This is a genomic window from Nonomuraea rhizosphaerae, assembly GCF_019396405.1.
Taxonomy (GTDB): domain Bacteria; phylum Actinomycetota; class Actinomycetes; order Streptosporangiales; family Streptosporangiaceae; genus Nonomuraea; species Nonomuraea rhizosphaerae.
On sequence record NZ_JAHKRL010000088.1, the window covers coordinates 1 to 17,659 of the forward strand.

Annotated in this window: 19 protein-coding genes; 8 read left to right on the plus strand and 11 right to left on the minus strand. The window is 72.5% G+C overall.

Annotation, left to right across the window (positions count from 1 at the left end; all coding sequences use genetic code 11):
* Nucleotides 1-1,689, minus strand: a 1,689-nt coding sequence (locus KME77_RS04185) for a sensor histidine kinase (protein ID WP_246609153.1), incomplete at its 3' end; no start/stop codon positions are given.
* 130 nt (nucleotides 1,690-1,819) lie between these two features.
* On the opposite strand from KME77_RS04185, the gene KME77_RS04190 reads away from it, so the two are divergent.
* Nucleotides 1,820-2,410: a class I SAM-dependent methyltransferase gene (locus tag KME77_RS04190; protein ID WP_219462123.1), complete on the plus strand. Its 591-nt coding sequence runs from the start codon at nucleotides 1,820-1,822 to the stop codon at nucleotides 2,408-2,410.
* Nucleotides 2,411-2,436: 26 nt separating this feature from the next.
* The gene (locus KME77_RS04195) at nucleotides 2,437-3,618 is read left to right on the plus strand and encodes an acyl-CoA dehydrogenase family protein (protein WP_219462125.1); all 1,182 of its coding nucleotides are present in this window, start codon (nucleotides 2,437-2,439) and stop codon (nucleotides 3,616-3,618) included.
* A 178-nt stretch (nucleotides 3,619-3,796) separates the two neighbouring features.
* Here the strand turns inward: KME77_RS04195 and KME77_RS04200 are convergent, their stop codons facing one another.
* From KME77_RS04200 to KME77_RS04235, 8 genes are all read right to left on the minus strand, one after another.
* Nucleotides 3,797-4,576: an enoyl-CoA hydratase/isomerase family protein gene (locus tag KME77_RS04200; RefSeq protein WP_219462127.1), complete on the minus strand. Its 780-nt coding sequence runs from the start codon at nucleotides 4,574-4,576 to the stop codon at nucleotides 3,797-3,799.
* Nucleotides 4,573-5,517 carry an alpha/beta hydrolase gene (locus tag KME77_RS04205; protein ID WP_219462128.1) on the minus strand — a complete coding sequence of 315 codons (945 nt, stop codon included), beginning with the start codon at nucleotides 5,515-5,517 and terminating at the stop codon, nucleotides 4,573-4,575. Before KME77_RS04205 ends, KME77_RS04200 begins: the two co-directional genes overlap by 4 nt.
* A gap of 9 nt (nucleotides 5,518-5,526) precedes the next feature.
* Nucleotides 5,527-6,213 (minus strand): gamma-glutamyl-gamma-aminobutyrate hydrolase family protein, encoded by a 687-nt coding sequence (locus tag KME77_RS04210; protein WP_219462130.1) that lies wholly within the window; start codon nucleotides 6,211-6,213, stop codon nucleotides 5,527-5,529.
* Nucleotides 6,214-6,479: 266 nt separating this feature from the next.
* Entirely contained in the window at nucleotides 6,480-7,703 is a 1,224-nt protein-coding gene (locus KME77_RS04215) for a cytochrome P450 family protein (protein WP_219462132.1), read from the minus strand.
* Nucleotides 7,700-8,371, minus strand: coding sequence for a GTP-binding protein (locus KME77_RS04220; protein ID WP_219462134.1), 672 nt, complete (start codon nucleotides 8,369-8,371; stop codon nucleotides 7,700-7,702). Before KME77_RS04220 ends, KME77_RS04215 begins: the two co-directional genes overlap by 4 nt.
* Nucleotides 8,349-8,816: a DUF742 domain-containing protein gene (locus KME77_RS04225; protein WP_219462136.1), complete on the minus strand. Its 468-nt coding sequence runs from the start codon at nucleotides 8,814-8,816 to the stop codon at nucleotides 8,349-8,351. Before KME77_RS04225 ends, KME77_RS04220 begins: the two co-directional genes overlap by 23 nt.
* Nucleotides 8,813-9,211 (minus strand): roadblock/LC7 domain-containing protein, encoded by a 399-nt coding sequence (locus KME77_RS04230; protein ID WP_219462138.1) that lies wholly within the window; start codon nucleotides 9,209-9,211, stop codon nucleotides 8,813-8,815. The genes KME77_RS04225 and KME77_RS04230 overlap by 4 nt, the downstream gene beginning before the upstream one ends.
* A gap of 14 nt (nucleotides 9,212-9,225) precedes the next feature.
* The gene (locus KME77_RS04235) at nucleotides 9,226-11,028 is read right to left on the minus strand and encodes an ATP-binding protein (protein WP_219462143.1); all 1,803 of its coding nucleotides are present in this window, start codon (nucleotides 11,026-11,028) and stop codon (nucleotides 9,226-9,228) included.
* A 500-nt stretch (nucleotides 11,029-11,528) separates the two neighbouring features.
* Here KME77_RS04235 and KME77_RS04240 point away from each other — a divergent pair, with 500 nt between their 5' ends.
* Both KME77_RS04240 and KME77_RS04245 read left to right on the plus strand, forming a co-directional pair.
* Nucleotides 11,529-12,023 carry a CAP domain-containing protein gene (locus tag KME77_RS04240; RefSeq protein WP_219462144.1) on the plus strand — a complete coding sequence of 165 codons (495 nt, stop codon included), beginning with the start codon at nucleotides 11,529-11,531 and terminating at the stop codon, nucleotides 12,021-12,023.
* Between the two features lie 309 nt (nucleotides 12,024-12,332).
* Nucleotides 12,333-13,451 (plus strand): globin domain-containing protein, encoded by a 1,119-nt coding sequence (locus KME77_RS04245; protein WP_219462145.1) that lies wholly within the window; start codon nucleotides 12,333-12,335, stop codon nucleotides 13,449-13,451.
* 16 nt (nucleotides 13,452-13,467) lie between these two features.
* Here KME77_RS04245 and KME77_RS04250 read toward each other — a convergent pair whose 3' ends face one another.
* Entirely contained in the window at nucleotides 13,468-14,271 is an 804-nt protein-coding gene (locus KME77_RS04250; protein ID WP_219462146.1) for a helix-turn-helix domain-containing protein, read from the minus strand.
* Between the two features lie 142 nt (nucleotides 14,272-14,413).
* Between KME77_RS04250 and KME77_RS04255 the strand changes: the two genes are divergently transcribed.
* Together KME77_RS04255 and KME77_RS04260 are read left to right on the plus strand one after the other, a co-directional pair.
* Nucleotides 14,414-15,493, plus strand: a complete 1,080-nt coding sequence (locus KME77_RS04255) for a WD40/YVTN/BNR-like repeat-containing protein (RefSeq protein WP_219462147.1) — start codon at nucleotides 14,414-14,416, stop codon at nucleotides 15,491-15,493.
* Nucleotides 15,494-15,496: 3 nt separating this feature from the next.
* Nucleotides 15,497-15,805 carry a ubiquitin family protein gene (locus KME77_RS04260; protein WP_219462148.1) on the plus strand — a complete coding sequence of 103 codons (309 nt, stop codon included), beginning with the start codon at nucleotides 15,497-15,499 and terminating at the stop codon, nucleotides 15,803-15,805.
* A gap of 6 nt (nucleotides 15,806-15,811) precedes the next feature.
* On the opposite strand, the gene thyX is transcribed toward KME77_RS04260, so the two are convergent.
* Nucleotides 15,812-16,594 carry an FAD-dependent thymidylate synthase gene (gene thyX, locus KME77_RS04265; RefSeq protein ID WP_219462150.1) on the minus strand — a complete coding sequence of 261 codons (783 nt, stop codon included), beginning with the start codon at nucleotides 16,592-16,594 and terminating at the stop codon, nucleotides 15,812-15,814.
* A gap of 166 nt (nucleotides 16,595-16,760) precedes the next feature.
* On the opposite strand from thyX, the gene KME77_RS04270 reads away from it, so the two are divergent.
* Together KME77_RS04270 and KME77_RS04275 are read left to right on the plus strand one after the other, a co-directional pair.
* Nucleotides 16,761-17,114, plus strand: coding sequence for a DoxX family protein (locus tag KME77_RS04270; protein ID WP_219462151.1), 354 nt, complete (start codon nucleotides 16,761-16,763; stop codon nucleotides 17,112-17,114).
* 38 nt (nucleotides 17,115-17,152) lie between these two features.
* The gene (locus KME77_RS04275) at nucleotides 17,153-17,611 is read left to right on the plus strand and encodes a MarR family winged helix-turn-helix transcriptional regulator (protein WP_219462153.1); all 459 of its coding nucleotides are present in this window, start codon (nucleotides 17,153-17,155) and stop codon (nucleotides 17,609-17,611) included.
* Nucleotides 17,612-17,659 lie beyond the last annotated feature (48 nt).

A 17,659-nucleotide genomic window follows, 5' to 3' on the forward strand; every position in this document is an offset into this window, starting at 1 on the left:
GCACGCCCGCCCGTACCGGGGCCTGGCCGTCGGCGACCAGCACGCGGACCACGCCCCGCCCCTGGCGCCGGGCAGGCTGGCGGCCAGCAGCCAGCCGCCGTCCTCGTCGGGGCCGGCGGTGAGGGTGCCGCCGAGCGCGCGGACGCGTTCGCGCATCCCGGCCAGGCCGCGCCCGGAGGAGGGCAGCCGCTGGACGGTGGTCGGCGGGCGGCCGTTGCGGATCCGCACGGCCAGCCCGTCGCCCGCCGCGGGGTCGGCGACGGTGACGTCGACGTCGACGCGGGTGCCGGGGCCTGCGTGTTTGAGCACGTTCGTGAGACCTTCCTGGACGATGCGGGCCGCGGAGGCGCGGGCCACGAGGGGGGCTTGCGCGGTGGCGGGGTCGAGGTTCAGCTCGACCAGGAGCCCGGCGGCGCTCATCCGCTCGGCCGACTCGCGGACGACCTCGGCCGGGTCGGCGAGCATGTCGGGGGCGCGGCTGGAGGCCCGGTCGGAGGCGCGGTCGGGAGCGCGGTCGGGGTCGCGCAGCAGGTCGAGCAGGCCGCGCAGGTCCTCCAGCACCTGGTGACCGGTCTCGCGGATGTCGGTGAGCGCGTCGGCGACGGGCCCGTCGGGCGCGGCGTAGCGGGCGGCGCCGGCCCGCAGGACCATGGCGCCGACGTGATGGGCGACGATGTCGTGGACCTCGCGGGCGATGTTCTCGCGCTCGGCGAGCTGGTCGGCGCGCACCCGCGCCACCGCCAGCGCCGCGGACTCGCGCAGGCGCAGCCGCTCGGCGTCGGCGGCGGCCTGCCGGACGCCCAGGTAGCGGCCGATCGCGACGGGCGCGACCACCAGGGCCATCAGGATGACGACGCGGAACGGGGTGACCTCGGTGGACGGCTGGACGATCGCCACCGACGCCAGCACCGTGCAGGTCAGGTAGGTGACGGCGATCCACATCCACGAGGCGACCCGCATGGCGAAGACGCCGAGCACGATGAAGCACAGGATCATGCACGTGTTGACGGCCTCGGGCAGGTACTGGTCGGCGGCGATGAGCAGCGCGCCCTGGACGATGAACACCAGCCCCGGCAGGCGGCGCGCCACCCCGAGCGACAGCCCGGCGAAGACGGCGGCCAGGCCGACGACCCAGACGGGCTGGCCGCCGCTGTGCCAGTCGGTCCAGGTGCTGACCACGGTGAAGGCCGCGCCGCCGCCGGCCAGCAGCACGTCGGGGGTGAGGTCGGAGTCCTCCAGCCGGCCGGCCGGCCCGCGCAGGTACAGGCCGATGAGGGCGGGCAGCGTGGGCAGCAGCACGGAGTAGGCCCAGGCGTTCCTGGTGAACGCGATGCCGGGGTCGGCCAGGTTGACGGCCGTCGCGGCGACGGCCACGCCCAGCGACAGGGAGGTCCAGCGCCAGGTGGAGCGGTTGGCGACCACGCCGAGCGAGATGCACAGCAGCATCTGGGCGGTGTTGGAGGTGAACGACTCCACCTGGTCGGTCAGGACGAGCAGCGCGGCGAGGTAGAACGTCACCGGGACCGGCCGGTGCCTGAGGAAGGCCAGGGGCGCCCCCACGGCCACGGCCATGGGGATCACGTCGTCGCCGAAGAGGCGCGTGCCGCCGCTCTTGCCCGAGAGCAGCAGGTCGAGAGCGGTTCCCGAGGCCGCGAGGAGGAGGTCGAGCGGCACGCCACGCCAACGCATGACCGCAACGTTATCCGGCGGGTATGGTGTATCTAGTCCTCCGCCAGGAGGATGCGGCCTCCTCCTAGTGGCCGTAGCGTCGGCCCCTCGGCGGAAGGACGTGGCGTAGGCACGCCCCTACGATCTTGCCATGCCCAACGACACCGCTCTTCTGCTCGGCCAGTTCCTGCGGGCCCCGGCCACCATCGGCGCGATCGTCCCCAGCTCCCGGCGGCTGGCGGCGGCGGTCTGCGCGCCGGTGCCCGAGCGCGGGGAGCCGATCGTCGTCGAGATCGGGCCCGGGACGGGGCCGTTCACCGCGGAGATCCAGCGCAGGCTCGACGGGCGCGGCCACCATCTGGCCGTGGAGCTCAACGAGAGGATGGCGGCCCTGCTGGCCGAGCGCTTCCCGGCCGTGGAGGTGGTGCACGGCGACGCGGCCAAGCTCACCGGGCTGCTGGCCGAGCGGGGCCTGCACCGGGCGGACGTGCTGATCAGCGGCCTGCCGTGGGCGGCCTTCCCCAGCTCGTTGCAGACCGACCTGATGGACGCGGTGACGGCGGCGATGAGCCCGGCGGGCGCGTTCACCACCTTCTCCTACATCCACGCCATCCCGCTCAGCTCGGCGCGGCGCTTCCGCGCGCTGCTGAACGAGCGGTTCGAGGAGGTCGTGGCGGGTCGTACGGTGTGGCGCAACGCGCCCCCGGCGTTCGTGTTCAACGCCCGCAGACCTCGACCCTGAACCGAACAAGATTCTACGATGGCGGGATGGATTTCACCCTTCCCGAGAGCGCCCTGGCGGTGCAGCGCGGCATCGCCGACATCTGCTCGCGCTACGACCTGGACTACTGGCAGCGGTGCGAGAGCGACAAGCGCTGGCCGGAGGAGGTCTGGGCGGAGCTGGCCAAGGGCGGCTGGCTCGGCCTGGCGGTGCCCGAGGAGCACGGCGGCGGCGGGCAGGGGCTGCTGGAGCTGACGGTGGCGACGGAGACGCTGGCCGCCTCCGGCGCGGCGGGCGGGTCGGCGTTCACGTACGTGCTGACGCCCGGGTTCGGGGCGCTGACGCTGGCCCGGCACGGCACCGCCGAGCAGCGCGCCGAGCTGCTGCCGGGGCTGGCCACCGGCGAGGTGGAGACGTGCTTCGCGCTGACCGAGCCGGACGCGGGCTCCAACGCCCTGGCCATCTCGACCTCGGCCCGGCGCGACGGCGGCGACTACGTGGTCAACGGCCAGAAGATCTGGATCACCGGCGTGCAGCGGGCGACGTGGATGCTGCTGGTCACCAGGACCGTCCCGGCGGCCGAGGCCCGGCCCCGCTCGCACGGGCTGACGGTGTTCCTGGTGAACGTGCCGGAGGCGGTGGCGGCCGGGCGGCTGACGTACCGGCCGATCCCGAAGCTGGGGGCGAACACGACGCCGTCCAACATGGTCTTCCTCGACGACCTGCGGGTGCCCGCCTCGCGCGTGGTGGGCGAGGTGGACCAGGGGGCGGCGGTCCTGTGGGACATCCTGAACCCGGAGCGGATCCTGCTGGCCGCCTCCGCGCTGGGCGGGGCCGAGGTCGCGCTGCGGGTGGCGGTCGGGTACGCCAAGGAGCGTGAGGTGTTCGGCCGGCCGATCGGCGCCAACCAGGCGATCGCGTTCCCGCTGGCGCAGGTCAAGGCCAAGATCGAGCTGGCCAGGCTGATGCTGTACAAGGCGGCCTGGGCCTTCGACCGGCGGCTGCCGTGCGGCACCGAGGCCAACATCGCCAAGCTGACGGCCTCGCAGGCGGCGTGGGAGGCGGCGGACGCGGCCTTCCAGACGCACGGCGGGATGGCGTACTCGCTGGAGTACCCGGTGGCCAGGCTGCTCACCGACGCCCGTATCGGCAAGGTCGCGCCGGTGACGGAGGAGCTTTTGCTCAACTACCTGGCGACGCAGGTGCTGGGGCTGCCGCGCAGCTTCTGAGAGGGATGTGGGCGGCCGACCTACGCACCGGCCCTGCCCTCGCCGGTCCCGGGGCTTCGTCTCCCGAGGCGCCGTTCTCGGCCCCGGCGGACTGGTCCCGGCGGTGCCGCCGGTGCGACAGCAGGCCGCCCACATCGTCCACCGTCGCCTACCCCGGGTGCGGGGGTGAAACCGCTGGTCAGCCGAACTCGGGTGAGCGTTTCTCGCGCAGCGCGCGCACGCCCTCGCCGATGTCGGGGCCGCTGAAGCCGAGGAACTCCATGGCGAGTGAGGCGTCGAAGGCGGGGCCGGCCATGCGCAGCCAGTTGTTGAGCGAGTACTTGGTCAGGCGGATGGCCTCCTGGGAGCCGGCCGCGAGGCGCTGGGCGATCTCCATCGCCCTGCCGTGCACCTCGTCGTCCTCGACGCACAGGCTGACCAGGCCCATCCGCTCGGCCTGCTCGCCGGTGACGGGCTCGCACAGCAGCAGGTGGTACTTGGCCTTGGCCATCCCGCACAGCAGCGGCCAGACGATCGCGGCGTGGTCGCCCGCCGCGACGCCGAGCCGGGTGTGGCCGTCGATGATGCGGGCGGTGCGCCCGGCCACGGAGACGTCGGCCAGCAGCGCCACCGCCAGGCCCGCGCCGACGGCGGGCCCCTGGACGGCGGAGACGATCGGCTTGGAGCAGTTGATCACGTTGTAGACGATGTCGCGGGCCTCGGCGAACACGCGCATCCGGGTGGCGTGGTCGCGGGTCATCTCCTCGATCATCGACAGGTCGCCGCCCGCCGAGAACGCCTCGCCCTCTCCCCTGACCAGCGCGACCCTGACGGAGTCGTCGCGGTCGACGTCACGCCAGATCTCGGCCAGCTCGCGGTGGCCGGTCATGTCGACGGCGTTGCGCCTGCGCGGCTCGCTGATCGTGATCCGCAGCACCCCCTCGGCCGGGGTGTCGATCTTGAGCTTCTCGTACGTCACAGCGCCCCCGCCTTCTGGATGCCCGCGCCCAGGGCCTCGCGCAGCCGGTCGGCCACGTACTCGCGCGCCTCGACGGCCTGCTCGAACAGGCCGGGCAGGCCGAAGAACGGATGCACCGCCCCCTCGAACCTGCGGGTCTGCACCGGCACCCCGGCCTCGGCCAGCCGCTGCCCGTAGCGCTCCCCCTCGTCGCGCAGCACGTCGCAGCCGGCCGTCACGACGGTCGCCGGGGCGAGGCCCGCGACGTCCGGCAGCCGCAGCGGCGACAGCCGCGGGTCGGCGGCGTCCACGCCCGGCGCGTACTGGTCGCGGAACCAGGCCATGTCGGCGGCGTCGAGCCCGAACCCCTCGGCGAACTCCGTGTAGCTGCCGGTGTCCATGGCGGCGTCGAGCACCGGGCAGACGAGCGCCTGATGCGCCAGCCGCAGGCCGGCGTCGCGCGCCTGCCAGGCGGCCACGGCCGCGATGTTGCCGCCCGCGCTCTCGCCGGCCACCGCGACGCCGCCGTCGCACTGGTAGAAGGCGGGGCGGGCGAAGATGTCGCGTACGACGGCCCAGGCGTCGTCGGCGGCGGCCGGGAACCGGTGCTCGGGCGCCAGCCGGTAGTCGACCGACACCACCACGGCGCCGGTGCGGACGGCCAGGTCGCGGCCGATGGCGTCGCTGCGCTTGACGCTGCCGAACACCCAGCCGCCGCCGTGGAAGTAGACGACGACCGGCAGCGCGCGGTCGCCGCGGTCGGCGCGGTAGACGCGGATCGGCACGCCCGCGGCGCTCTCGTCGCGGACGAAGGCCAGCCGCGTGAGAGTCCCCCGGTGCAGGGTGAACGGGTCGTGGGCGCGGATCCGGCCGATCTGCTCGGGGTCGGGACCGCCCGGGCCGGCGCCGAGCGGGGACGGGTGCCGGGCGACGTACTCCCGCGCCTGAGGGTGCAGCGGCATGATCGCAGCCTAGCGGGCCGCCTCCACGAGCGCATCGAACAGGCGGCCGTCCTCGCCGCGCTCGGGGTGCCACTGCACGCCGACCCCGAACCGGTGGCCCTGCAGCTCGACGCCCTCGACGATCTGGTCCTCGGCCCAGGCCACCGCCAGCAGCCCGTTGCCGAGCCTGCGCACCGACTGCGTGTGCGGCGCGACGACCTCGACCTTGTCGCCGACCGCCTTGCCGAGCTTGCTGGACACGCTGACCTGGATGACGTGCGGGACGCCGGACTCGCCGTGACGCCCGTCGCCGAGCACCTCCGGCAGCCAGGGGATCAGGGTGCCGCCCTGGGCGACGTTCAGCACGTGCATGCCGCGGGCGATCGCCAGGATCGGCACGTCGGCCTGGACGGCGGCACGGGCCAGGGCCAGCTCGAACCGGTCGCGGTGGTCCTGGGGCTCGGGCACCCGCTCGTCCTGCTCCTCGCCGTACGTGCCGGAGCCCACCTCCACGCCGCCTCCCAGGACCAGGCCCCCCAGCCCGCGCACGTAGTCGTCGATCGCGTGCAGGTTGAGCGGGGGCAGCACGACGGGCGCGCCGCCGGCGCGTTCGACGGCCTTGGCGTAGGACGGGGGTGACAGCACCGCCTCCCGCACCCAGTCGCCCCAGCGGGCGGCCTCGAAGTAGGCGGTGATGCCGATCAGCGGTCGGGACATGCGATCTCCAGTGTGCCTGGCGGAGTCTGCGCCGCCGGTCGTGACGGCGGCCGCAAGCCCATCATGGCGCACACCATTTCGGTTATGTCACCTCTCCGGGAGATCCCCCGCCTTATCCGGAGAGTCAAGGAGCGGTCAGGAAGACGGGCAGGTCCGCGGCGGAACCGGCGAAAAGCGAAGGCACCGGGACGAGTGCCGCGGCCCATGCGGGCGGGCGGCCTCGCCGTGCCGGCCGTCCCTGCGGGGGCCAGGGTGAGGACGGGGAGTCATGGACGGTCCCCGGCGGCGCGGAAGCGGACCGGCAGCGAGGCCGGGCAGCGGGTCCACGGCGAGGGGTGCGGGGCCAGCTCGGCGGGGTCCACCGACAGGCGCACGTCGTGCAGGTGGTGCAGGGCGGTCTCCACGGCGGTGCGGGTGATCAGCCGGGCCGGCACCGGGGCGGGGCAGACGTGCGGGCCCGCGCTCCAGGCCAGGTGGGCGCGGTTGCCCAGCTCGATCTCGGTGGCGCCGCCGTGGACGCGCGGGTCGTCGTTGGCGGCCGACAGGCCCAGGATGAGGGCGTCGCCGCGGGCGATGCGCCGGCCGCCCAGCTCGGTGTCGCGCATGGCGTACCGGGCGGGCATGTTCGTCATGGGCGGGTCGCGCCACAGGACCTCGTCCAGCGCGTCGTCCACGCCGAGCCGGCCGCCGCGCAGCCGCCCGGCGAAGCGCGGGTCGGTCAGAATGAGGCGGAACGTCTGGGAGATCCACGTCGTCGTGGCCTCCTGCGCGGCGGAGATCATCGCCGCCATCGACTGGAGCACCTCGGCGTCGTCGCGCAGGTCGGCGTGGGCCAGGAGGTGGCTGGTCAGGTCGTCGGCCGGAGCCTGCCTGCGGGCCTCCAGCACGCCGCCGAGAATCTCCTCGAACCTGCGGTTGCCGGCCTGGGCGTCCCCGGCGCTGCCGAACATGGCGCGCAGCGCGGCCAGCAGCTCGTGGCCCTGCCCGGTGCCGAGCCCGAACATGTCGGCAAGGGCCAGCATCGCGACGACGGCGGCGTAGTCGCCGACCAGGTCGGCCCTGCCCTTCTCGGTGAAGCCGTCGATGAGCTGCCTGCACAGGGCCTCGACGGTGCGGCGCATGCGGCGCTGGTCGATCCTGCGCACGCCGTCGTCGATCGGGCGGCGCAGGCGGCGGTGCTCGGCCCCGTCGGCGCCGGCCACGTTCGGCCGCCAGAACATCATCGGCCCGAGCCCGGAGTCGGGCGCCACCACACCCTCCTGGAACAGCCTCCAGTTGCGGGCGTCGCTCGAGAACAGCTTCTCCTGCCGGGTGACGGTCAGCAGCTCGTAGTAGCCCATGACGAGCCAGGCGCCGACGCCCGGTTCTAGCTCCACCCAGGCGACGTCGCCCCATTCTCGGCGCAGCCTGCGCGTGACGCCGCGCGGGTCGGGGCAGGTCGTGGTGGCCGACAGCGGGACCGGGCCGGACCCTCGCGCTTGGTGGATCAAGAGGGGCCCTTCTGCAGAGACAGCGCGTGCTCGACCAGGGCGATCAGGGCGTCCACCGAGGACGAGCGGCTCCTGGCGTCGCAGTGCACGATCGGCGTGTCCGGCTCCAGGTCGAGCGCCTCGCGCAGCGCCTGCGGGCTGTGCCGGTAGGAGTCGGGGAAGTGGTTGACGGCGATGGCGAACGGCAGGTCGCCGCGGAGTTCGAGCTGGTCGAGGACCTCGAAGCTGCCCTCGATGCGGCGGGTGTCGACCAGCACGAGCGCGCCGACCGCGCCCTCGCCGAGCCCCGCCCACAGGTCCCAGAAGCGCCGCTGGCCGGGCGTGCCGAACAGGTAGAGGGCGGTGTACGGGCTGAGCGTGACGCGGCCGAAGTCCATGGCGACGGTGGTGGTGCGCTTGCCGTCCAGGCCGGCCAGGTCGTCGACGCCGACGCTCGCCTGCGTCATGGTCTCCTCGGTGCGCAGCGGCTCGATCTCGCTGACGGACCCGATCATCGTGGTCTTGCCGACGCCGAAGTCGCCGACGACGAGGATCTTGACCGCCTGCTGCACGGTGTCGGGGAGGTAGGCGGGCAGCTTGGCCGGCGCGCCGGCCGGCTCCTCGGCCGGCTCTTCGGCCGACAGGGCGGGCGGCGGGGATGGGGGGTCAGCTGAGCCTGCGGAGCCCATTGAGCACCTCCTGGAGGGTCGTCACGTCGGGCCGCCCGGCCTCCGGGATGCGTGAGCGGGCGATCAGGTGGCCGGAGTCGACCAGGTCGGAGGCCAGGATCCCGGCCACGCTCAGCGGCAGTTCGAGGTGCGCGGCGGCCTCGGCCAGCGACAGCAGCCGCCCGCACATGCGCAGCAGGTCGCGGGCCTGGCGGCTGGCGGAGGGCGGCAGCGGCTTGCCCGCGTCGGCCACGACGAGCAGGGTGTCGAGGCCGATCGTGTTGCGGGTGGGGCGGGCCCGGCCGCGGGTCAGGACGTACGGGCGGACCGCGCTGTCGTGGTAGTCGCCCGTGCGGCCGGCCGTGGGGTGATCAGCGGCGGGGGCGCTGCCTTGGTGGGCGCCCTGCTGGACACTCTGCCGGGCGCTCGGGTCGCCGTCTTGGTGGGCGCCTTGGTCGCCGCTCATCTGCGGACGGCCCCGCGCGCCGGGGTGCTGAAGGTCCGCTCGCCGAGCTTGATGACCTGAGCCTGCATCTGCTGGGCGATGAGCCGCGGGTCGACCACCGGGTCGGTGATGACCACCAGATGCGAGCCGCTGCCGGCCGAGCGGGCGAACAGGAACCCGCCCTCGAAGCCCACCATCAGCTCCCTGACCGCCCTGTTGCCGTCGCCGAACTCGCGGCCGACGCTCTGCGCCAGCGACTGCAGGCCCGAGCAGGCGGCCGACAGCCGGTCGGCGATGTCCCGGTCGGTGCCCGCCGAGCGGGCCTTGAGCAGGCCGTCGGAGCTGAGGACGACCACGTGGCGAACCCCGGGGACCCAGACGACCTCGGCGATCATCCAGTCCTGGTCTTGGTGCATCGATACCCCGTTCGTCATCGGTCGGCAGGTCCCCCAGCTCCGGGGGGCTGGTCGGTGGCGGGCTCCGGGTCGGCGCCCGGCTCGTGCGGTGCGGGCAGTTCGTACAGCTTGCCCGGCTCGTACTGGGTGCCCGGCTCGTACAGCTGGTCCGGCTCGTACGGCGGTGTGCCGGGGGCGGCCGGGGTCACGGGCAGGAGGTCCGTGCTGGGCTCGAAGAAGGCGGCCATCCACTCGCCCGCCTGTTCGGGGGTCGCGGTGGGCTCCTCCGGGGCGGACTGTCCCAGCGGCTGCCCGGCGGCCTCGCCGGACTCGCCGCGGCGTGAGCGCCTGCGCGGGAGCGCGCCGGGAGGGGTGTCCTGCTCGGCGGCGTGCTGCGGCGACCGTCTGGGGCCCCCGATGGAGCCGCCTGTGGAGCCGCCTGTGGGGTCGCCGGCGGGGTCGGTGGGCTCGGGCGGGTCGTCCAGGGTGGGCGAGTCGGTGCCACCCTTGGGCGCGCCGGCCCGTACGGGGCTGGGCGCCGTCGCCGGACCGGCCGCCTCCGAGGTGGGCCACGCCCCTGCGGCAGGCTGTGCCCCTGAGGACGGTGCTCCCGAGGCGGGTGGCGGGTCGGCCGGGGGGTCGCGGCGGGCGCGTTGCGGGGCCTCCATCGGCTCCAGCGTCTCCACGACCGTGCTGGGCACCAGGACGACCGCGCGCACCCCTCCGTACGGCGAGGGCAGCAGGTCGGCCAGGAAGCCGTGGCGGCGCACGTAGTGGCCGATGACCGCCAGCCCGGTCTGCGGGATCTCCCCCACCTCGCCCACGCCGACGGTCCTGCGCCCGGAGACGATCTCGCGGGACTGCTCCAGCTGGTGGTCGTCCATGCCGACGCCGCCGTCGTCGATCTCGATGACGGCGCCGCGCTGCACGTTGCGCACGGCCACGAGCACGGTGGTCGCCGGCGGCGAGGACTGGGTGGCGTTGGCCAGCAGCTCGGCCACCAGGTGGATGAGCGGCTCGACGAGGTGGGCGGCGACGGCGGTGTCCGGGTCGCCGGAGACCTCGACGCGCTTGTAGGCGACGATCCTGGAGGAGGCGGCCCGTACGACGTCGACCAGGGCGAGCGGCTTGGGCCACTGCTGGCCCGGCCACTCCCCGCACAGCACGGCCAGGCTCTGCGCGTGGCGTCCCTGCTGGGCGGCGGCGTGGTCGACCTGCATGCTGGTCTCCAGGACGTCCGGGTCGGCGGGATGGCGCTCGGCCATCAGCGACACGTTCTCCTGGATGCGGTGCGCGGAGGTCTGCACCCGGCGGGCCAGCGCCAGCACGGCCAGGCGCAGCGACTCCTGCCGCTCGCGGTCCTCCTTGGCCGCGCCGGCGACCGCGTCGAGCACGTCCTCCAGCAGCACGGCCGCGTCCTCGTCGAGGGCGCCGCTCTTGTACGGGGCGGGGACCGTCTCCTGGGCGACCACGGCCGGGATGCGTTTGTCGACCAGGTGCCGGATCGCCTGCTGCAGCGCCTTGGAGCGGGCCGCGACGTGCTTGCTCCACTGGGTGTTGCGCTGCTTGGCGTGGTGCTGCAGCTCGGCCTCGCGCTGCTTCATGGCGTTCTGGTGGCGGGCCGTCTCCCGCAGGGCGTCGCGGTGCGCCTGGCGCAGCGCGGCGACGGCGGCCACGGTGAGCAGCCCGAGCACCCCGGCGGCCAGGCCCGCCCAGATGACGGCCGAACGGCCGTCGAGGACCAGGGCGGCGAAGGCGCAGAGCGCGGCGGCCCCGGGCAGGACGAGCGTCGCGGTCCAGAGCCAGTCGGCCTGGGCTTTGAGAGGGGTACGGGCCATGGTCACCTTCGCGGACGGACGGGATGTGCGCTGGTCTCGGACGGAGGCGGTTTCGGGGACCCCCTCTGCCGAAGCAAGCCGCACCTCCCCTTTCAATCCGTCGCCTGTGGGTCACTCCGAGTGGCGACACGTCCGCCAAGAGGCGATTATTCCGACTCTACTGGCGCAGTCAATCCATTCCCCCTGAGGTGTCAGATATATAACAAAGATACCATATATCCCATTTTGTCCTGATTTGTCGGGTTGCGGTGGAAGGGAGGGCCTGACAATTCGCGGCCCGCATTTGTCAATGCGCGGCGTTTCCGGAACCGCCCACGAAAATGCCATAGAGCCCCACCCGAAAACGCGCCGATAACCCCTCCTGCCCTCATGGCTCTTGAAGGGACAAAATCCGGAGCCCACAATCCAGGGTGCAAACGCCCGCGTACCGGAAGGGAAATCGTCGTGCACGCGAACAATGCCGTCGCGCCGTGCGAACGGTCGCGAACGAGGTGAGGACCATGACCGGCACCCGCCCCCCTCTCCCGGACGCCACCAGCGAGTCCTTCCTGGCCGAGGCGCTGGCAGAGGCCAACGCCCACCGCGCCCGGCACCACGCTCCCCCGCTGGCGCTCGACCCGGAGCTGGTCGAGTACGCGCGCTCGCGCGCCGCGTCCCGGTCCGAACACCCGGACACGGAGGCCGGGCACACGGGATTGCGCGAGGGCACCGGCGAGAACATTTTCTGGGGCGCCGCGTCGAAAAGGAGTCCACTGGCCGCGGGGAAAGCGGTTGCCGAATGGTACGACGAAATCAAGGGGTACGACTTCGGCCACCCGGAGAACGTCGGCGACTGCGGGCACTTCACCCAGCTCGTATGGAAGGAAAGCAGGCGGATGGGGGCGGGACGGGTGGCGGGAGAGGGCCTGGATTTCTTCGAGACGTACATCGTCTTCGTTTTCGAGGAGCCCGGTAATCGCGCCGGAGGCTTCGCGGAGAACGTGCGGCCCGCCTGACTCCCGGGACGGGGAGCCGAGCCTTGCGGCGTTCGTCCCACCCGTCACACAAGCGAATACGACACACTTTCACTTTCACTGTCCGAAAAGCAGTGCCGCCGAATGCGGAAAATAACGTTACCGTCACGGACGGACACGGTCACCGCTCTATCCGGGCGAAACGGTTGTGACGCCCACGAGGTGGTGTAAGACTCCATTCCGAGCGAACGGATGAGCCGGGGCTTGCCGCTCGCTCATTACCCGGAACCGTCAGGGAGGTGGAACGACACGACCGGAACGATATTCCGGTCAAAGGGTGGGGTTAATTTCATGTCGTTGAATCCGCGCCTGGTAAAGGAGAGTTTCTCCGTAGTCGAGCCGGTGGCCGACAAGGCCGCCGCCTACTTCTACGGCCGGTTGTTCGCTGAAAGTCCGCATCTACGGGGAATGTTCCCCCCGGCCATGGACCTGCAGCGCGACCGGCTCTTCGGCGCTCTCACGCGCATCGTGTGGAGCCTGGACAGCCCGGACAGCCTGGCGTCCTTCCTGGGACAGCTCGGCCGGGACCACCGCAAGTACGGCGTGATCGCGGAGCACTACACCGCGGTCGGCAACGCCCTGCTGGCGACCATCAGGCGGTTCGCCGCCGACATCTGGAACGAGGAGATCGAAGCCGCCTGGGTGGCCGCGTACACGGCCGCCGCCAATCTCATGATCGGGTCGGCCGAGTCCGACTCGGGGGTCTCGCCCGCCTGGTGGCTGGCCGAGGTCGTCGGCCACGAGCCGCGCACCAGGGACATCGCCGTCCTGACGTTGCGGCCGACGCAGCGCCTGCCGTTCACGGCCGGCCAGTACATCAACGTGCAGGTGGCGCGGTGGCCGCGGGTGTGGCGCACCTTCTCGATCGCCAACGCGCCGCGCGTGGACAACACGATCACGCTGCACGTGCGCGCGGTGCCGTGCGGCTGGGTGTCGACGAGCCTGGTCAGGGACACCCGCGTCGGCGACACGATCATGCTGGGGCCGCCGATGGGCACGATGACGCCGGTCGAGCGCAGCGCGCGCGACGTGCTGTGCGTGGCGGGCGGCACCGGGCTGGCGCCGCTCAAGGCCATCGTCGAGCACCTCATCGCGTCGGGCCGGCGGCCCGACATCCATCTGCTGTTCGGCGCGCGGACCGCCGACGACCTGTACGACCTGCCGGACCTCATCCGGATGGAGTCGTCGTTCCCGTGGCTGCGGGTGCTGCCGGTGGTCTCCGAGCAGCCCTCCTACGACGGGATGCGCGGCCACCTGCCCGAGGTCACGCAGCGCTTCCACTCCTGGACCGAGCACGAGGTGTACGTGTGCGGCCCGCCCGTCATGGTCAACGAGACCGTGCGCCGGCTGCAGGCCGACGGCGTCCCCCTGTCGCGCATCCACCGCGACATCGTCCAGAGCGAGCGCTGAGCGTGCCGGGCGGGCCTCAGAGCGGTCCCTGCTGGAAGAGCGCGGCGGTCTCGTCGTCGCCGGGCCAGAACGTCTCGATGGCGAGCTCGGAGACCGTCACGTCCAGCGGCGTCCCGAATGTGGCGATCGTGGTGAACATCGACAGGATCCGCGCGCCGTGCCGGATCCGCAGCGGCACCAGGATGTCGCCGGGCCCCGGCACGTGCGCCACGTTCAGGTCCACGCCGGGGTAGACGTAGGCGGCCAGCTCGTCGTGCAGCTCGGCCAGCCGGCCGGAGCCGGACGCCTCCGCCTGCCTGCGCAGCCCGTGCAGCAGGTGGGCGCGCACCTCCGCCAGGTTGGCCAGCCGCCCGCCCATCGCGTCGGGGTGCAGCGACAGCCGCATCACGTTGATCGGGTCCTTCAGCAGCTCGGCGGGCACCCCGTCCATGAACATGGCCGCCGCCGAGTTGGCCGCCACCAGGTCCCAGGAGGCGTCCACGACCACCGCGGGGTACGGCTCGTGGCCGGCGAGGATCTTGTCCAGCGCCTCCCGCACGACCCGCATCTCCGGCGCGCGCACCTCGCGCTCGGGGAAGACCGGCGCGAACCCGGCCGCGACCAGCAGCCGGTTGCGGTGCCGCAGCGGCACCTCCAGTTCCTCCGACAGCTTCATCACCATCTCGCGACTCGGCCGGGCGCGCCCGGTCTCCAGAAAGCTGATGTGCCGCGCCGAGACGTCGGCCTCGATCGCCAGGTCGAGCTGACTGACGCGGCGCCGTTGCCGCCACGAGCGCAGCAGGTCGCCAAATGACTCTTCTTGTACGGCAAGCGCTCCCATGACCGGCACGCTACCCATGTGAGGGAAGCGTGACGATTACCTCTCGGGTAGTGCCGCAGCAAATCGCCCAGTACTCGGCGCTCCTCCGGCTCGCGTGACACGATGGCCGGGAAAGTGAACACGGGACGGATGGGAGCTCTCCATGGGCGACACACTGCTCGCGATCGGCACCCGCAAGGGCCTGTTCCTGGCCCGTTCTGCGGACGGCGGGCCGTTCGAGGTGGGGCCGATCCAGTTCTCCACCGTCGGGGTGACCGCGGTCGCGATCGACACCCGCGCCGCCACGCCCCGCGTCCTGGCCGGCATCGAGTACGGGCATTTCGGTCCGTCCGTCATGTACTCCGACGACCTCGGGCAGACCTGGCAGGAGGCCGCTCGGGCGCCCATCTCGTTCCCGGAGCGGACCGGCGCGACGCTGGAGCGGGTGTGGCAGCTCAAGCCGTCGCCGTCGGAGCCCGAGGTGGTCTGGGCCGGGGTGGAGCCGGGCGCGCTGTTCCGCTCGGAAGACCGCGGCGTCACGTACGAGCTGGTCGAGGGCCTGTGGCAGCATCCGCACCGGGAGACCTGGCAGCCGGGCGGCGGCGGGCTGTGCCTGCACACGATCGTCAACCACCCCACCGACCCGCTGGTCATGGGGGTGGCGATCTCCACCGGCGGCTTCTACCGCACCGACGACGGCGGCGCGTCGTGGGAGGCGGCCAACCGGGGCATCCGCGCCCCGTTCATGCCGGAGGGCCAGCAGTATCCCGAGTACGGGCAGTGCGTGCACAAGGTCGGCATGCATCCCTCGCGGCCCGAGCGGCTGTTCCTGCAGCACCACTTCGGCGTCTACCGCAGTGACGACTTCGGCGGCATATGGCGTGACATCGGGTCGTCGCTGCCGTCCGACTTCGGCTTCCCGATCGTGGTGCACCCCTCGCGGCCGGACACCGTGTACGTGCTGCCGCTGAACGCCGACGTCGACCGCACCCCCGTCGAGCACCGCTACCAGGTCTTCCGCAGCGACGACGCGGGCGGCACCTGGCAGTCGCTGGGCAAGGGGCTGCCGGAGGAGCCCGTCCACTCCAGCGTGCTGCGTGACGCGATGACGGCCGACGAGGCGGGGCTGTTCTTCGGCACCCGCGACGGCGAGGGCCACGCCTCGCGCGACGACGGCGAGACCTGGTCACGGGTCGCCCGGCACCTGCCCGACGTGCTCAGCGTCCGCGCGGCGGTGCTGTAACCCATGGCCAAGAGCGTGATGATGGTGGTGTTCGTGCTGCCCAACTCACTGCGCCGCTGGGTCAGCGGGAAGAGCGAGGTGAAGGTGTTCGCCGTCGGCGCCGACGAGGAGACGCCGCCCACCCTCGGCTCGGCGCTGGACATGCTGCGGCGCACGCATCCGCTGCTGGAGGAGCGGCTGCGCGACGACTACGGGCGCATCCGCCGCCACATCAACATGATCGTGTGCGGCGAGAACGCCCGGGGGCTGGGCAGCCTGGACTGCGCGATCCCGCCGGGCGCCGAGGTGTACGTCATGCCGGCGCTGGCCTGAGCCCGCTCAGACCTTGCGCCAGCCGGGGATCCAGGCCCCGTCCTCCACGACGTAGTCGCCGAAGAGGGCGGGCGCCTCCTTGACCATCAGCTCGCCGATGCGCTGGAACAGCAGCCGGATCTCCTCCTCGGCCCCGGCGGCCGTGCGCATCTCGATGGTGTGGCGCAGCGTGCGGACGTTCGCCGTCCAGACCAGGCCGGTGGCCAGCCCCTCGGGGGCGAAGCGGCGCATGAACGAGGTGCGGTGCTTCTTCTCGGCGAACTTGACGCCCTCCTCGTCCAGCCCGAAGTGGCCGGCCATCCAGATCTGGAACTGCTCCATCTGCTCCAGCATCGCGGTCGCCCGCTTCATCAGCTCCGCGTCCTGCTGGGCCCACTCGGGGAACCAGAACGGCAGCTCGTCGAGGCGGACGAAGCGCAGCGACTCCTGGGAGATGGCCACGCCGGGCCGGTGCCTGACCAGCTCGTGGGTGAGCACGCGGCTGACGTTGTGCAGCACGAAGCTGAAGTTGAGGTGCTCCAGGACCGAGCCGTGGGCGCTGGACAGGATGTTGCGCAGGTACTCGTCCTGGTTGTCGCGGATGCGCACCACGTTGGGGTTGAGGCCGGGCTCGAAGGAGCGGTAGCACAGCCGCCCGGCGAACTCGGCCAGGTTCTGGGCGTCCAGGTCGCCGCGGTCGAGCCGCTCCAGCCAGCTCTCGCCGCCGACCTCGCCCAGGTAGCGGGCGAGCTCGTCGTAGTCCAGTTCGGGACGGGCGACGATGAAGACCTCGGGTTCGACACTGCGCATGGGCGAGCCCCCGCTCGGGTTGAAGGTGACGGCACCCAAGCAAAGCAGGTCGGCGGCGCGGGCGCGAACCTGGGGCCCCGGCGCGGCCCGGGACAGATCCGGCCTATCCAGAACCGCCCGGCGGGAGATACATTCAGCTTCAAGTAAAAACTTGAAGGGACAACCAATGAACGTGTTCCTGTGGATCCTCCAGGGCTTCCTGGCCCTGGCCTTCCTCGCCGCCGGTCTCGCCAAGCTCACCCGGCCCAAGGAGAAGCTCCAGCCGCAGATGCCGTACGTCGAGGACTTCAGCCAGGCGCAGGTCAGAGCCATCGGAGCGGTGGAGGCGCTGGGCGCGCTCGGCCTCGTGCTGCCCTGGGCCACCGGCATCGCCCCCGTCCTGACGCCGATCGCCGCCGTCGGGCTGGCCATCACGATGGCCCTGGCCGCGCTCGTCCACGTGAGGCGGAAGGAGAACTTCACCGTTAACCTGGTACTGCTGGCGATCGCGGCCGTCATCGCGATCGGGCGGTTCTTATGACGGTTCTCATGACGGTGGCTTGATCTTCTGGGGGGCTGGTGCTCGAAGGGCTCGACCATGACGAGCAGCGGGCCTGGCAGGGCCTGCTCGCCGTGATGCTCGTCGGCATCCCGCAGGTGGAGCGCACGTTCCGGGCGCACGGCCTGGTCCACATCGAGTACGGCCTGCTCAGCACCCTCGCCCAGGGGCCGCTGCGGCTCAGCGACCTGGCCACCGTCGGCAACGTCTCGATCAGCCGCCTCAGCCACCGCGTCAGCAAGCTCGTCGAGCGCGGGTACGTACGGCTGCGGCCGGACGAGAGCGACGGCCGGGCCAGCTACGCCGAGATCACCGCCGAGGGCCGGGCGGTCGTCGCCCAGATCGCCCCGGAGCACGCGCGGGCGCTGCGCGAGGTCCTGTTCGACCACCTGACCCCCGAGCAGGTGGCCGCGCTGGCCGACGCCATGCAGGTCGTCGGCGCCAAGCTGGGCGCCTGCATGGACGGCCGCCCCAGGTGAGACCGGGCGGGCGCCCCCGCCGCCCGGCCGGCCCCCCCCCCCGGCGGG